The sequence below is a fragment of the Arenicella sp. 4NH20-0111 genome (assembly GCF_040366405.1).
Classification (GTDB): domain Bacteria; phylum Pseudomonadota; class Gammaproteobacteria; order Arenicellales; family Arenicellaceae; genus Arenicella.
The window spans coordinates 108080-124400 of record NZ_BAABWF010000006.1 but is presented as its reverse complement, the minus strand read 5'-3'; the positions used below and the strand labels follow the sequence as shown (position 1 = coordinate 124400).

The 16321-nt window shown below is 45.9% G+C and carries 15 protein-coding genes; 2 read left to right on the top strand and 13 right to left on the bottom strand.

The window, feature by feature from the left end:
• Positions 1–213 precede the first annotated feature (213 nt).
• From ABWW54_RS13425 to ABWW54_RS13415, 3 genes are all read right to left on the bottom strand, one after another.
• On the bottom strand, positions 214–1347 hold the full coding sequence (locus ABWW54_RS13425; protein WP_502907818.1) for a substrate-binding domain-containing protein: 1134 nt from the start codon (positions 1345–1347) through the stop codon (positions 214–216).
• 149 nt (positions 1348–1496) lie between these two features.
• Positions 1497–1817 (bottom strand): DUF2288 domain-containing protein, encoded by a 321-nt coding sequence (locus ABWW54_RS13420; RefSeq protein ID WP_353412857.1) that lies wholly within the window; start codon positions 1815–1817, stop codon positions 1497–1499.
• A gap of 118 nt (positions 1818–1935) precedes the next feature.
• The gene (locus ABWW54_RS13415; RefSeq protein ID WP_353412856.1) at positions 1936–2604 is read right to left on the bottom strand and encodes a hypothetical protein; all 669 of its coding nucleotides are present in this window, start codon (positions 2602–2604) and stop codon (positions 1936–1938) included.
• Between the two features lie 587 nt (positions 2605–3191).
• Between ABWW54_RS13415 and dksA the strand changes: the two genes are divergently transcribed.
• The gene (gene dksA, locus ABWW54_RS13410) at positions 3192–3629 is read left to right on the top strand and encodes an RNA polymerase-binding protein DksA (RefSeq protein WP_353412855.1); all 438 of its coding nucleotides are present in this window, start codon (positions 3192–3194) and stop codon (positions 3627–3629) included.
• Positions 3630–3843: 214 nt separating this feature from the next.
• Here the strand turns inward: dksA and ABWW54_RS13405 are convergent, their stop codons facing one another.
• Positions 3844–7245: a S8 family serine peptidase gene (locus ABWW54_RS13405; RefSeq protein WP_353412853.1), complete on the bottom strand. Its 3402-nt coding sequence runs from the start codon at positions 7243–7245 to the stop codon at positions 3844–3846.
• A 300-nt stretch (positions 7246–7545) separates the two neighbouring features.
• On the opposite strand from ABWW54_RS13405, the gene ABWW54_RS13400 reads away from it, so the two are divergent.
• A complete protein-coding gene (locus ABWW54_RS13400) occupies positions 7546–7719 on the top strand; it encodes a hypothetical protein (RefSeq protein WP_353412852.1) in 174 nt (57 codons plus the stop codon).
• Between the two features lie 248 nt (positions 7720–7967).
• On the opposite strand, the gene ABWW54_RS13395 is transcribed toward ABWW54_RS13400, so the two are convergent.
• The 9 genes from ABWW54_RS13395 to pnp form a co-directional block, all read right to left on the bottom strand.
• Positions 7968–8471: a type II secretion system protein M gene (locus ABWW54_RS13395; RefSeq protein ID WP_353412851.1), complete on the bottom strand. Its 504-nt coding sequence runs from the start codon at positions 8469–8471 to the stop codon at positions 7968–7970.
• A gap of 11 nt (positions 8472–8482) precedes the next feature.
• The gene (gene gspL / locus ABWW54_RS13390) at positions 8483–9652 is read right to left on the bottom strand and encodes a type II secretion system protein GspL (protein WP_353412849.1); all 1170 of its coding nucleotides are present in this window, start codon (positions 9650–9652) and stop codon (positions 8483–8485) included.
• On the bottom strand, positions 9636–10820 hold the full coding sequence (gene gspK, locus ABWW54_RS13385) for a type II secretion system minor pseudopilin GspK (protein WP_353412848.1): 1185 nt from the start codon (positions 10818–10820) through the stop codon (positions 9636–9638). Before gspK ends, gspL begins: the two co-directional genes overlap by 17 nt.
• Positions 10810–11601, bottom strand: a complete 792-nt coding sequence (gene gspJ, locus ABWW54_RS13380; RefSeq protein ID WP_353412847.1) for a type II secretion system minor pseudopilin GspJ — start codon at positions 11599–11601, stop codon at positions 10810–10812. The genes gspK and gspJ overlap by 11 nt, the downstream gene beginning before the upstream one ends.
• A gap of 2 nt (positions 11602–11603) precedes the next feature.
• Positions 11604–11990 carry a type II secretion system minor pseudopilin GspI gene (gene gspI / locus ABWW54_RS13375; RefSeq protein WP_353412845.1) on the bottom strand — a complete coding sequence of 129 codons (387 nt, stop codon included), beginning with the start codon at positions 11988–11990 and terminating at the stop codon, positions 11604–11606.
• 25 nt (positions 11991–12015) lie between these two features.
• Entirely contained in the window at positions 12016–12537 is a 522-nt protein-coding gene (gene gspH, locus ABWW54_RS13370) for a type II secretion system minor pseudopilin GspH (RefSeq protein WP_353412844.1), read from the bottom strand.
• 164 nt (positions 12538–12701) lie between these two features.
• Positions 12702–13052, bottom strand: a complete 351-nt coding sequence (locus ABWW54_RS13365) for a nucleotide pyrophosphohydrolase (protein ID WP_353412843.1) — start codon at positions 13050–13052, stop codon at positions 12702–12704.
• Between the two features lie 76 nt (positions 13053–13128).
• A complete protein-coding gene (locus ABWW54_RS13360) occupies positions 13129–14013 on the bottom strand; it encodes a TonB family protein (protein ID WP_353412842.1) in 885 nt (294 codons plus the stop codon).
• Between the two features lie 153 nt (positions 14014–14166).
• Entirely contained in the window at positions 14167–16239 is a 2073-nt protein-coding gene (pnp, locus tag ABWW54_RS13355; RefSeq protein ID WP_353412841.1) for a polyribonucleotide nucleotidyltransferase, read from the bottom strand.
• Positions 16240–16321: the final 82 nt, after the last annotated feature.

The following is a 16321-nucleotide window of genomic DNA, read 5'->3' as shown; positions in this document are numbered from 1 at the left end:
CATACGAGCGAACTCGCCACCAACCCCTCAACAGCGTCAATACCATAAACTTTAACAGCTAGATTTTACAGTAAGATTGCAATAGACATAAAAAAAACGGGTGAGTATTTTACTCACCCGTTAAGTTCAAATCCGGTTTTCGTTAAAATTTAGCGGATACTAAGCAGAAAACCTATTCGAGAGGAGAAAGTAATTCACTTTCAATTTTACGCTCTACAGCTCAAGGTTCTTAAGCGCTTTCGCCGACGAAGACATATCTTCATACTTTTCATCGCCCAGCGGGATTAAACCCTTGTCAACCAAGTAGCCGTCTGGACCAATCGCGTCTTCAGAAACGAAAGCATTCAAATACTCTTCGATTCCAGGAACCACTCCAATATGAGCTTTCTTCACGTAGAAGTATAACGGACGGCTTACTTTATAGTCGCCGCCGGCAATGGCGTCGAACGTAGGCGCTTGACCGTCAATGACAGAGCCTTGAACTTTATCTGAATTTTGATCCAAGAAGCTGAAACCAAAAATACCAAGAGCACTTGGATTAGCAACAAGCTTATTAACAATCAAGTTATCGTTTTCACCGGCTTCGATGTACGCACCGTCTTCACGAACTGAACGTCCAATGATCTTAACGACGTCTTTACCTTTTGCTTTTTCGCCTTTCTTCTTAACGGCAGCTGCCCAAGCGGCCTCTGCACCTAAGGTTTTAACCAATGCAGCGATTTCATCGCCTTGATCAGCTTTGAGTTTACGCAACTTAGCAATTGCTTCAATTTTGCGAGCACCGCCTTCAAGAGCCAGTTCAGCAAACGCGTCACGAGTTCCGGATGTTGGTGGTGGGCCCAATACCTCAATCTTTGTCGCTGGTAGTGCTGCGTTAACATCCTTCCAAGTTTTGTTAGGATTGTCGATCAACTTACCATCTGGACCAGGAACCATTTTCGCTAACGCTAGGTAGATATCTTTACGACTAAGCTCCATAGGAGCCGCGCCTTTAGCGTTTGCTAAAACGATACCGTCATAACCGATAAGAACTTCGATGATGTCCGTAACGCCATTCTTTTGGCATTTTTCAAATTCACTGCTTTTAATACGACGAGACGCATTGGTGATATCAGGATTAGCTTCACCAACACCTTTACAGAAAAGCTTCAAACCGCCACCAGAACCAGTTGATTCGACTTTTGGCGCTTTAAAATCTGATGACTTACCGAACCGTTCCGCTACCACAGTAGCGAAAGGATATACTGTTGAAGATCCAACAACGCTGATTGTCTCACGAGCCGAGGCTACTGAAATGTTCGCAACTGTTGCTGCAGCCACTAGGCCGTATGCAAGTTTTTTCACAATTATCTCCTATTGAGGATGATTTGGGGGTTATCTAAAAACTGTGCATATCCTACGATCCGGTTGTGACAGAAATATTACAAACCCTCCGTAATCCTAAAAGAGACAGTCAGACCAAAATAAGTCATTGATAGCCTTCACTATTTTTGGGCCTATTTCTTGTTTTCCGCGAACTCTTGAACCAATACATACGGCGCGACGACCACAGACCATAACTCAACGTCATCTCCGTACCATTGTCTTGCCTGGTCATTAGTAGGTTGCCGAATTTTCAATGCTTCAAGTAAAGGTTCCAATTGGTTTGAATCATCGTTTGCAAACATGCTGGCAACACTAACCAGGTCAAGAGATTCATCAACCCATAGAACGACACCTTGGGCAAAAAATTTCTGCAAATCATGCCAATGGAAAAGGGCTGTTTCAGACAATAGTTTTTCAGTCACTGTATTGAAGGTGACGGGCTCATCATTCATAAATATCAAACTGTGTTTAAACGTGATTCTTAATTCTATAACAACAAAAAAGGCCCCGCTGCTTTCATCGAGCAGCGGGGCCTCGTTTTGTCAGAACAACAAAAGCGTTAATCTAACCCTACTTCTCAGCAGCGTCTTTAACCGCTTCTGTGGCTTCTTCTTTTGCTTCGTCAACGGCGTCACTGACAGCGTCTTTTGCTGAATCTTTAGCACCATCAACAGCGTCACTTGCCATTTCTTTCGCTCCGTCAACAGCATCGCTGGCCATTTCTTTTGCGCCATCAACAGCGTCCGACGCCATTTCCTTAGCTCCGTCTACCGCATCACCAGCTACTTCTTTTGCGCCGTCGACAACGTCGCCAGCACCTTCCGCAACAGCAGAACCTGCATCTTTGGCCATGTCAGCCGCGCCCTCAGCGGCATCACCCACGGCTTCCGCCGCACCTGAAGCCATATCTTTCGCGCCATCAACAACGTCACTGGCACCTTCTGCCACGGCAGAGCCCGCATCTTTAGCCATGTCTGCTGCGCCTTCGGCTGCATCGCCTACCGCTTCCGCCGCACCAGAAGCCATGTCTTTCGCACCATCGACAGCATCACCCGCTGTTTCAGCCACAGCGTCCGCTGCAGAATCAACGGCATTTGATGTTGCGTCTACTGCAGTCGATGCCGCTTCTTTGGTCGCATCAATTGCATTACCGATTGATGAACCTTCTTCTTGATTGCCACACGCTACTAAGCCAAGAGCTAATGCGATGGATGCTGCTAATTTTACTGATGATTTCATACTTGAACCTCTTTATCCGTAACAACTTACGTTGGTCATATTTTATTAATTTTATTTGTCTGATACAAAAATTGCGTTGAGAGCGTAACAGACTAGGTAAATTAACTAGGCCTGTCACCCCTATGACACAATTTTTTATACTTATTTAAAGTGACGATGGGCATCACTCTAGACTTGTTGGAAGCGTCGAGAAAAATTAGCCCCCCTTTCGGCTTGATATTTTTCAAAATACCCCCAACTTTTCACAGGTTGTTAAGTCACTCAACTGAGTAAAACCCACATAGTTACTAAGCTGATTGACACAACGATTATACATATAGACAGATAGTTTAGTAGTGGCGTTTTCATCAGCTCATTCACTGACACGAGTAATACGCATTAACGTTCGCGTTGATGTTGATTAGAGTGTGTCTTTCATGTAAGAATGCTGCTCCATTTTTCAGACGATTCTAAGCATGCAAATTAGACCGTAAATTACTGATGGTTTAATCGAACGACTTTGGCGGCTAACGCACTACAGGTTGCAAAAGTCTAATCTAAGAATCTACTATTTAAGTGAATTGGTATTAAAAGTGACGAAAAAAACAATGAATAGTGCCGATAACTCGGCTGACAATTTAATTCACGGAATTGAGCCTTATCAAGAAAAGGCACGTGAAAAATACATGAACCCTAATCAAGTTGATCACTTTCGTAATATTTTGGTTGCTTGGAAGCAAAATTTGCTCGAAGAAGTGTCACGCACAATTCATTTGATGCAGGATGAAAATATCAATCACCCCGACCCAAATGACAGAGCAAGCCAGGAAACTGACATGTCTTTGGAGCTACGTAATCGAGATCGAGAACGTAAACTTTTGAAAAAAATCGAACAGACTATCATTCGAGTTGATAATGATGACTATGGATGGTGCGACAGATGCGGCATCGAGATTGGCATTCGCCGACTCGAAGCCCGCCCTACGGCTGAGCTGTGCGTAGACTGTAAGACGCTGAACGAAATTAAAGAACGGCAAATGATCTAGAACAGTCAAAGTCGGCTCAGAAGAATATCCGACATTGAACTAATTCACTTAGATAAAGTCGTAAAAATCGCTAAAAGAAGGAGGCTAGAAGCCTCCTTTTTTTTGGCTAGCAGCAGCCAGCATCCCCATTAAAAAAGCCAAACGCAGAAGTGACGTTTGGCTTTTCTATGTCTAAGAGCCAGCATTGCGGCTCCTAGACCAAACAGCAAACTATCTACGGAGTAGCCGCGACAGGCACCTCTACGTCGATGGTAGTTCGCGCGATCTCGCCATTCGCATCACTGTGAGTTACTACTCCAGTATAGCGAGCTGGAGCTAGACCTGCGTAACTGATAATCGCGTTTTGCGTTTCACCACGAACGGCAGAGGCAGGAGCAGCCAGAACAGCATTACCACTATCACCAACAATTGGCGTTATGTTTACCACATAGTTAACGGTATCGCTTGCAGCGGCATCTCGATAGTCAACAACGAAAATATAGCCACCGGCTGTAGGATTAGCCAAATCAATAGACTCAGTAGACCCTCCATTAGCGGATGCTGCGACCTGTTGAAGATTAGCAAACGAAGCACAGTCATCAGTTGTAAACACTCTGAGGTCTATATCGTCGATCCCGGGTGCAGACGTTTCATCATCGTAAGTTGCCACACGTAGATGGTCGAAAGCTGGAAGGTCAAAACAATCAAACTTTAAGCCATCCGCCGCGGTAATCGAGTTCGGGAACGCGATAGACGGCGCCAGTCCTAGTAACCCTGCCGTGTAATCTCCAGTGTAACCAAACGTAACAGGAACGGATGCTTCGCCTGTACCAGGTTGAATAGAATCGCTTGACGCATTAACCGAGTCAGGAACCGACAAGGCTACTGGTCGAACGGCAATAGGGCTATACGCTTCGCGAGCGTAGTCGAAAAGGTACGAAAATAGATCATCGAAGAAGTAGAAATAGCTTCCATGACCCCAACCGTGATTCCGGCCATAACCGTACCCATAGTCGTAATCATCATAATCATAGCCATAAGAGTTATAGCCATAGTTTTGATTGTGCTTAACGACATAATGATACTTATTACGTTTCTTACGTTGCCCCTTACGACGCTTGCCAAGCTCCACCCATGTAATTGAACCAAAGGTGAATTCATCAAACTTTGTACCATCTTGCACATCAAACGTTACCGAATAGTCTTTTGATTGACCAGGACGTAACGCCAAATAGCGAGGACTGACCGTAACATTCACACCTTCAGGGGCGTCAATAACAGCTTTGTAGAAGGCACGCTTTTGATAATATCGATAAGGATTACGCATTTCAGCGCTGGTTACGGTTCGAGTAATCGTCTCTTGACCGACCAATGTACCAACACCAATTGATGGTAGATTTAGCTCAGTTGCCTTAAACGAAAAGCCTTGAGATGCGAGTTCATCACACGTTTCATCCGACACCTGTTGAGCGTTGTTTTCACAGCTGAACGCGTTGTATTCATCCAACGTGATGTCATACACCAAACCCGGATCAAACGAATTGTTAGGAACAATATGCCCTGCCCCCATATCAAACGGAGTTGCCTGAGCGTCGTCAAACTGAGTCATCACATTTTGACGTGCGCTGGTCATTAACGCTGATCGAGCCATAGCTGGGCTCCAATCAGGGTGAGCTTGCTTGATCAATGCTAGTGCACCGGCCACGTGAGGTCCAGAGAACGATGTTCCGCTGATAAACTGCTGTGATTCACCACCTGAGCCTGCATCAGCATTCTCAAAAGGCGTTTCTGCACTTAGGATATTTACCCCTGGGGCCACAACATCTGGCTTAATGATGTCCAAAGCACCACGATTAGGTCCTCGTGATGAAAAATCAACTACCCTATTGGCTAAAGAGACTTCATTCGCGGCGTCAATTGTTACAGCAACTCCAGCACTACCAGCTAAGGAATCTCCATCAGTAAAACCAATCATTACACCAGGTATTGTCCGTGCAGCATCTAAGCCTCCCATTACAAAGGGGTTTAGACGATCAGGAGCGGTTCCGTCATTGTAAACAACAATGGCTACCGCGCCAGCGGCTTCAGCTTGTAGATACTTATCGTTGAAGCCACAACCACCACGAATAACTAAGGCAATATTACCGGCTACGTCGCCTGGGTTGGTTAATACATCACAGCCGTTCGCAGGTTCGGCAACAACGACATTACCAGCGATTGTTGCTATATCTTCTAGCTGAACCGGGCCGGCACCTTCGATCGCCGTTTTTTGTCCAGCGACACTCGCTGGCGCCGTTACGTCTATGGCTAACGCAAAGTTTTGATCATCATTCACTGCACCGACAGACGTAATCCAAGGAGCGACAGCGGGAGCCCCAACTGTTCCTCTATCTGGACCTGAATTACCAGCAGAAGAAGCAACGAACACGCCCGCCCCTGCCGCGTTCAAGAACGCTCTTGCATCGGGTGCGCCGAATGAGACCGACGCTCCACCGACTGAGAAGTTGATAACGTCCACGCCGTCAGCAACCGCTTGATCGATAGCGGCCATGGAATCTGAATTTGCGCAACCGTCATCATTGTCTTCGTTGGCAGGAGTCGCTGGATCATCCACCAAAGGACCATCCCAACATACCTTATAAGCCGCTATTCGCGCGCGAGGTGCGACGCCAGACATAACGTCTTCGCCAACATTTTCTCCACCAATAACAGCTTGTACACCGTAGTTACCAGCCGCGTTAGATGCGGCGGCGGAACCGTGCCCATTGTCATCACGAGCAGATAATGATGAGCCACTTGCCAGCCTCACAGCTGGGTCAGCGCCGTTCAAAAAGCCTGCAGAATAAGCTCTGGCACCTAATAATTTGTTGTTACATGTAAACGGAACGTCTTCAGGGTTGAAGGCAGTATTACCAAAATCACATTCATCACCTACCCACCTTTCAGGAGCTTGTCCGTATGCAATTTTACGACCTCGATCTCCTCTTTTAGGTGTAGGGACATCGGCAAAGCTTGGGTTTTCAGGATGTATGCCTGAGTCTAAAACCGCAATGATCACATCTTCGCCTGTTATTCCGTTACGCCACGCACCATCTCTTCGCTTGGTTAACTTCATGAATTCACGAGTGCTGTCAGTTTGCATTTGAAGCATCGTATCTTTGCGTACGGACTTAACGTTTTTCTCCGTGCGCATCAAGGCGGCTTGTTCAGCCGTCATTCTCGCAGCCATACCGTTAAACGCCACATTATAACTGTAGATTTTCTGATGCCCCTCAATTCCGCAGTTGCGCAACGCTGAATCGTGTTGACTACTCAAAAACGATTTATACGTACTCACTGAAGAGCTATTGATAGCGAGTTTCTGGCCTTCTAATGGCTTAGTCGCAGCCATACCTTGAAGGTTACCTTCATACTCCATCGCAGGCTTCTCTTCAAACTCAACGATGTAGATATCAGTTGAGATATTTTTAAGATCGCTGGCTTTAGCCGCAAAATTGGCTAGATTGCCGGAGTTGGCAGGGGTGGAAAAATAACTTTCGTTTTGTGCGGCAGCAGTGCCAGCTAATAACGCCGTACTCAAGCTAAGTGCAGACAGACACACTTTCGTTGAGCGCAACGTGGGAAATCGTCGTTTCATGGACGAGCCTCCTTCACAGGTAGTGGTGGTTGTTTTTGTTATATGCCCTTTGTTCTACAAATGTTCTACTAAGTTTCGTGGAAGTAGAGAAAAGGCTTTCCTAAGTGTGACTGGGCAAGTCATGAAGGTATCACGATAGCTATTGGCTACGGAAACAACGTCAAAGCACGCACTATCTGCGTGTAAGAAACCGACGTTGGCACGAGCGACAAAACGCCAACAAGCTGAAACACACAAGCACAAAATTGTGCTTTGCATGCAGTGTTGGTCATACGACACTCGCATTTAGGTCGGTTGTTCATGATTGCGTCTACCGATGCAACCATAAGTACGTATATTAACGTTAGTGAGGGGAACGGTAAGTTGCAAATAGAGTTAATGAAGGCAATCATCGAGCTGAGCCCTATCACGAAATCGCAATTGGCCAAAGCAGGAAACTACGCTCCCAGCAACTTGTTCCCCTACCCAACGTGATAATTAAGGCCCGCTACCCATAGCGCATAAACGCCTTAATCAATAATCAAAACTTATTCACTCGGCGAGCATATATTAGTGTCTCCTGAGAGACAAGTTGTGAGAAAAGAAATGTTAAATTTCAGTAAAAATTGATGCTAAGACCAGACCAACATCGTTAGCAGCATGAGCTGCTCTGCGTACTTATAGATTTTAACGATACAAAACCTGTCTAAATCAGCTTGCTTTCAGAGTCGAATAGACAGCACCTAGGAACGGACAAATGTCACTCGAATTTCCGCGACATTCGGTTTTTCATCGTCTTTTTCAGCATTAATCGAGGTAATGTCTACTCCATAGTTTTTATAGAGATTATCAACCCATCGTACCCACTTATTAAAATCCACTCCCTCTAAAGCCACTCGAACCTCATCATTGGATTGATTGGGCACCATTTGCTGGATGGCATCATTCACATCAATCTGTTTGGCGGTTTGTTGAATGACCGATAACAGTGACTGATCAGCACCGCGATATTGCTTCTTACGCGCTCCGGAACTATCTCTTTTGAGAGCTTCAGTTTGTTGCTTCATCCAAACGGAATCGAGCCGCAATTGGTGAACGACATTATCGCGATCGGTCAACGCCGACTTCCAAGGCTCCCAAACGAAGGCGTAAAGCAAAATAACTGAAACGAGTATGCCTCCCCACCCTAGAACTAAACGCTCTCGAGGTTCTAGAGACTTCCAATAATTATTAATAGTGTTATTCATCTTATTGTCCCCTAGCGCTGTCGAATACTGTAAGTAGCTAGTACTTTCCCATCTTCAGCACTAGATCCTTGAAGGCTGGCGCTCAAGAACTTACGAGCATTAAACTGTCTAGAAAGGGCATCCACCTGTGAAAAGTCATTAAGAACACAGGTTAATACTAGCTCCTCATTCTGATAGCTTATCTCCAGCAGGGATGCTCTCATGCTCTTCAACACTTTCGCTGCATCGGCCATGGCGCTGTGCACACTCTTTTCGTTCGCCCTAGCCTGCCCTCGACTGATGGCGGCCTCCATAAAGCCTCTGGCACCATCACCGGTAATTCCTTGGGCCTCTGGAAAGGTTTCTCCCAGCATTTCAACCATTTGATTTTCTAAGTGGTTGATTTCCTTAGTAAGAGAGAAATATCGATAGACGTCGTATCCGACGTACAAGCCCAAAGCAATTAACACGAGGAACAATGGGCGTATTAACGTACTAAGGCTCAACTGAGACACACTTGGTCGATAAACGTCTCCCCACAGATCTACCGCAGACTTTACATCATACTCGAGCCAATGACGCATCTTTTCCCCAAAAGGCCAATGCCTAAAATCTCTACTGGGGTGCTCTGCGATTAGCTTTTGAGTAAGAGCTTCATCATTAACGGCTATTGTTGACGTCATTGGAATATCCATCAACCAAACATCAATTAGACTGTCATCAATACTCACGCCGCCTAGATCACTGTTGCAGGCGAACACGGCACTCTCCGATAAGGCTATGGAACTGTCCGCCGCCTCATGGTATGGCAATAGGGCATATTCAGGAAGCAATTGCGCGATCGGTAACCTGTGATCATTTGCTAAATCTTGCCAAGATTTCATCTTATCCTTGGCAACCGACAAAACAGCAACCTCTGTAGCAGGCTTCCAATCGGGACAGCTGAAGTGAATATTAGATATTTCTTCTGAAATCGTATCCTCTAACGCAAATGGTAGAGCTTGATTAAACTGCTTTCGAGTCTTGGTCGGTAAGTTGACAAGATGGGTTGTTACCCATTCACCCGGCACCACTCCAATAACTTCATCATCGGCTGTAATTGGATAATCGGCCAAACTTGGCACTTCGCCAAATGCTTCAACCGCAGCACCAGCTACTCGCACCCATTCAAAAGGGGCCTCTAATCTAACGTAAATCTTCATCAATGATTGACTCTTCGGCGCCGCTGTCTTCGGCTTCTTCTTTGCAAATCGTGTCTTGCTCACGGCTTAACACGGTAATGGTTTGGTCGGTGAGTTTCTCAGGGTTTGCGCTTTGACGCAACACAATGGTACGTGTGCATACCTTAGTATCCCCTAATTCAACCTTCGTATTGATTTGAAAAAACTGACTGTTAACTTGCAACATATTCTGTGTCGCGCCTTTTGAGCCCGGCGACACCCCATTTACAGCGGTATAGGCGGCTTGTATATCCCCCCCTTGAAAGCCTTGAAACCCCGGCTGCTCTTTGCGAGCAAGAAATCCTGAGGCAGGCGCGGTGTCGGCAACCGCTCCGCCCGCTAAAGACGCGAGCACCTGTGTTTTCACTGAATTTAAGTTCAGTCTTGCATTATGCACAGGTAAAACTGTGACGAAGGGTCGCAGCTTGCTGATGATTTTCTTACTAAAGCCCTTCACGTATTTTAACTCGCCAATATTACTCAAAGGCTGATCACCTGCAAAATACGGGGTGGATCTAATCTGATAATCACCACTCTCGGCTCCACGGCCCGCACTGGTATCATTTTCGTCTAACCAATCAACGACAGCGGCATACAACTCTTCACGGTCTTCTTGGAACTCGCCAACCTCTAAAATTTGAAGCAAGTTCAAAAACACCTGTTTTTGCTGTACGTTAACTTTTCCTTTGGCCCCGCCTTCAACCAAATTATTTAGGTTATAGCGCCCCTGAAGGTCCTCAATGGTGACAGAGAGTGTATCAATACCAAAATCTATTTTGGGGTCCTCTTCATCGTCTTCTTGGCCTCTAGCCAAGGTAGAGTCAAGTGAAAAACTATCTTCATCTTCCTCGTCTTCAGGCTGTGGCCGTCCAAACTTTGCCCACTTCTCCTTCGAATGATCAATCTGACGATTTGCATCTTCATGCAGCACTCTCATGGCCCATGCGTTTAGTCCATGAGAATATTGGCGGCTCTGCTCTACAATCCGCTGATTACCGATTTGGCGTATCAACATATGCTGATCCTCAAGCATAAGCGCCAATAACGTAATCATCAGCACCACCACACCGACTACCATCAACATGACAAGCCCGCGTTGCTTAGCAATCGGCTTAAAAGATGAGTTCTGCACTCTATGACTAGCGCCCATCTTCGTCTCCAGGGATTTCAATTGAAGGAGGAGGAGGAGGGGGAGGAGAAGAAGTGGTCTGTGTTTCAGGTGGACTTGAACCGGGATTTTCATCCCGACTTGGAGAATCACCTGAGCCGCTTTCGCCATTCGGCGGAGCCGCTACTGAGCTCGCCCCTGCTTTTGCCGCCTCCTCTCGATCTCCGCCGAGCATGGTAAAAGCGCGCTCGTATTCTACGCCACTCTCCATCTCTATCGTCAAGCGGACCATATTAGGTAACCGCGTCTCTTCGTCCCAGCGCTTACTCTCAGAATCTCGCCCTTCTTCAATACTGTAAACCTTTAGTTCGACGTCCTTCACGTCGCTCAGCAATCGTTGGCGATACACTCTGGTGTCGCCATCAGGGTCCATAACGGGATACTGAACTCGGTACAACTCATCATCTTCAAGCAACCATTTAACTTTACGTGGAACACCAGAACCATCCAAATTGAAGTCCTGATAACTGGTTGTGAGCTCCATTAAACTGTCGTCACCGACCAACATCGTGGCATCAGCAGCCTCACCGAATTCATTCTTGCCCAATCGATTTACGGCAAAGCTTACGTCTCTTGAGAAAAAAGTGAAGGTTTTCTGCAATGATGAAATAGAGTCGTTTTTCTGGATGATCCGTTCACGTATATCCAAGAACTGAATCAATGCCGGGAAAGCGATCGCCGCTATCAGAGCGAAAATCGCGATGGCCACCATAATCTCGATTAACGTAAAGCCCTCACGGCCGTGCTTGATGAACTTTCTCATAACTAGAAATTCTCAGTTACGGCCGTCGTATAAGAAGCATAAGGGGTTTTATCATTGCCGCGATCGTTCCAGACCTCCACTTCCAGTAAAAATACTCGCTCAACTTCTGTCTTAGCAATTTTGGCTTTTGATCTCCATTGATAGCCACCCATCTTATAACGTTTACTTTTATTACCAGTTCGTACCCGCTCAGTTTCCGACTCAAATCTAATTTCGGCAATATGATTGCTCGCCACCCAAGAAGCTAAAGCCCGCTTTTCCAGTTCGGTAATATTGCCGACGTAGCTCGTGGTAACTTGTATGACCGTTGAAATACCGAGAGCAACAAACACCAAAGCCACCATCACCTCGATCAAAGTAAAACCGCTTTGCCTGCTATGTTTTCCCATGGTGTTATTCAGGTAAACCGACACATCAAAAAAAGTTTGATGCTTTTACATCCATGGCTAAGACGCCGTCATCATTGAGTTCAACGATGAAATCTTCGTCCTCACCACCAAATCTAGCCATAAAAGGAGTTAACTCCCCTAATGCCGTTACGTAAACACGGGGCTGATTTTCGCCCTCTGGATCGTCATCATCCAATTCGCTTTCTTCGTCATTAAACGCTTCAAAGACTTCCCATTTAAGTTTAACGCTCTTATGTAACTTGCGAGTTCTGATCAAAGAGTCAGGCACCGTCTGGTCTTGGCCGCCAAGCACGGTAAAGCCATACTCTGCCCCTTTGTCGTTCATTTCCATTATGAAGGTCTTACCGGATAACACGGCCTCATCTCTAACCTCATTCATCACAGCAATAAATCGTTGGGCTTCCAATTTAGCATTTCGATCGCCATTACTCTGTATAGAGGAAACCACCATCGCAGACAGAACAGCAAAGATAGCAACCCCGACCATAACCTCAATCAAGGTAAACCCTGCAGTCCGTGCATTCATATTAGGCCGGTCAGTGAATTGTGTGATATTCGAAAACAATCTTATTCAGTTTAATGGTTTGCGCGACGCAATGGTAACACTTCGCTTGCCAGCTCAAAACAGATTAACGGCTTATTAACCTAATCGTCCCGCTAATTCGATTCAGCACATCGCGATTGCGAGCACTATGTTAGTTTTGAGTACTTAAGTTGATTGCCTTTAGACTTCTCAATTGGATATTTAACGGCATTTTTCTCAATTTTCACTTCAGCCGCCTCAATTAGGTCGATGCCTAACTTATCGGCCATACGAATCAAATAGATAAATACGTCGGCCATCTCATCTTTAACTTCCAAGAGAGCTTCTTCGCTGAGCGCTTGAGACTCGCTTTGAGAGATCCATTGAAAATGCTCCACTAACTCTCCCACCTCCCCTGTCAATGCCATGGCTAGATTTTTAGGAGACTGGTACGGTTGCCATTCGCGTTCATTCACAAACACTTCTAGCATTGCTTGAATATCTTGTATTGTTTTCATAGATTAGTACCTTGCATGAAGTTATCGAGAGTCCCTAAAAAGACCAAATTGTAACGATGAATAACAGATATGAACATCACTCACTCATTTCAAAACGAATGCGAATTTTTTGATTTTCGCTGCCGTTCCTTGAAGGGCAATAGATGTAATCCTGCACAGACTTAATGGCGGATTCATTAAACACGACATCAGGATTGGAGCCAGTCACATGAATATCGTCAGTTCCTCCGTCTTTAGTGACGTTAAAACCTACTTCGACCCAGCCTGTTAACCCTAGTAAACGAGCCAAGTAAGGATAATCAGGTTGCCCTCGATAAACCGGCTTTGCTGAATTGATACTATTCTCGACAGAATCTCTTTTATCACCGCTTGGACACTGGTCTTTAACCATGCCTGCTACCTGATCAACTGTTGGAGCTGGGCTCGTAGTTTGGCTTCCTGCCTGCTGGGCAATGTTCTTCAAGTCAAACCCTGCTCCAGCTAACGAAATCTCAAGTGCGGCCTGAATAGACGGGAGAAGCCCATTGGCAAACTCGGTGCTTTGAATATAGCCCTGTTGGGCAATCTGCCCAGACGTTGAAACCAGCTTTTGACCAAGAGGAGACTGGTAAAAAGCGACAAGTTCTGAGAGCTCTTCAACGGAAAAAGCATGACCATATAGCCCATGATAAATACGCTCGAAATCGTCCGTGCTTACGTACGTTTCGTAGATCACTCGACTGGTTTCGCTTTGAACGATACGGTAAAACGTATCATCCACCTCCACACCAGATCTAAGCAAACGTGTTCTCAGATTTTCGGTGTACTGATTAGCCATTTCCTCATTGACATAACGGACCCCATTCAGTTCAAGGAGTCGATCAATTAGTGATGTTTTTTGATCTCGTTGCTCAGCTTGCTCACCCTGGTCTATCGCCCAGGTTGGCTCGACATTCCCCAACGTGAGGGAAAGAACCATCATAGCGGTCCTCAAACTTGTAATACCGCTCCTCGACAAGGCTTGTAGAGTATTCATATCAATGTATTAGTAATTCAAATTCAATAAAAAAGGCTCGCCTTGGCGAGCCTTCTAACGTCGACATCAACCACTGAGGCTGATGTCGAAAGTATTTACCTACTGTGAATCAACCGCTTTCATAGATAAACGAACTCGGCCTTGCTTGTCTACTTCCAAGACCTTTACCGTTACCTCATCTCCTTCAGACAGGTGATCAGATACATTCTCAACTCGTTCTTGTGAAATTTGAGAAATATGCACCAAACCATCTTTGCCCGGCAAGACATTTACAAACGCACCGAACTCCATGATTTTGACCACTTTACCTGTGTAGATACGATCAACTTCAATGTCAGCTGTAATTTCTTCAATACGACGACGAGCTTCAGCACCTTGGGCGCCATCCACCGATGCCACGTTAACCGTACCATCATCTTCAAGATCAATCGTTGCACCAGTTTCTTCACACAGAGCCCGAATAACGGCTCCGCCCTTACCAATAACATCACGTATCTTATCAGGGTTGATTTTGAACGTGATAATACGAGGAGCATGATCAGACATCTCTTCTCGTGGCTTATCCAAAACCTTCGCCATTTCATCTAAGATATGAACGCGTGCGTCTTTGGCTTGAGCTAACGCTTGGGTCATAATTTCTTCGGTAATGCCGTCGATTTTAATATCCATTTGCAGTGCTGTTATACCTTCTGGTGTCCCAGCTACTTTAAAGTCCATATCGCCTAAGTGATCTTCGTCACCTAGAATGTCGGTTAGGACCGCAAAGTTGTCACCTTCTTTAATCAGGCCCATAGCGATACCCGCTACAGGTGCCTTAATTGGCACGCCCGCATCCATCATCGCTAACGATGAACCACAAACTGACGCCATGGAACTAGATCCATTTGACTCGGTGATTTCTGATACGACACGAATCACGTATGGAAACTCTTCAGCTGTCGGCAAAACCGCGGCTACGCCACGACGAGCTAAACGGCCATGACCGATTTCGCGACGCTTAGGTGAACCAACACGCCCAACTTCACCTACTGAATAAGGGGGGAAGTTGTAATGCAGCATAAAACGATCAGTAATATCGCCTTCTAGGGCGTCAATACGTTGCGCGTCACGCTCAGTTCCTAACGTCGCCACCACGGCAGCCTGTGTTTCACCACGTGTAAACAAGGCAGACCCGTGAGTACGTGCCCAAATACCAGTGCGAACGTTAATAGGACGAACTGTGGTGGTATCTCTTCCATCAATACGAGGAGAACCAGCGATGATACGACCCCGTACAATATCCTTTTCCAAGCCTTTAAATGCAGAATTGACCGCATCAATATCGGCGACTGAAGACTCTTCATTCACCAATGCACCGAGAACATCGCTATGTGCCGATGAAATTTTAGCAACTCGCTCTACCTTGCTAGCGGTGGAGAACGCATCTTCCAATCCAGCTTTGGCAATTTCAGCAACCTTTGCGGTTACAGAAGTGTCTTCCACCGGTGGAGTCCACTCTTTCATTGGCTTATTAACTTCGGCGGCAAGCTCTTGAATGGCATCAATGGCTTTTTGCGACTCCTTATGACCGTACATCACGGCACCTAACATAACGTCCTCTGACAATATGTTCGCTTCTGATTCAACCATCAGAACGGCGTCTTGAGTTCCCGCAACCACAAGGTCTAAATCAGACACTTCCAATTGTTCCATGGTCGGGTTCAACAAATAGTCACCATTAACGTAAGCGACACGAGCAGCGCCTACTGGGCCATTGAAAGGAATACCAGAGGTAGCAAGCGCCGCAGAGGCACCAACCAATGACACAATTTCAGTGTCGATGTTTGGATCGATAGACATGATTGTAATTACAACCTGCACATCGTACCCGAACCCTTTAGGGAATAACGGGCGAAGCGGACGGTCGATCAAGCGACACGTCAAAATGGCTTTTTCAGAAGGACGACCTTCACGACGGAAGAAGCCACCAGGTATCTTACCCGCGGCATAAGTTCTCTCTTCAACGTCAATTGTTAGAGGCATGAAGTCTCTAGGTTCACCGGACATTTTGTTTACTACGGTGACCATTATTTGTGTATCGCCACAGCTGGCGATGATGGCTGAATCAGCCTGACGAGCAATTTCGCCTGTTTCTAATTTGAATTCGTACTCGCCGAATTGAAAGGTTTTCATTACCTTTGACATACTTTTTTACCTATATTTATATCTGCTCAACCGCCCTATTGCGAACAAGCATCCAACTAACGACCTCTTT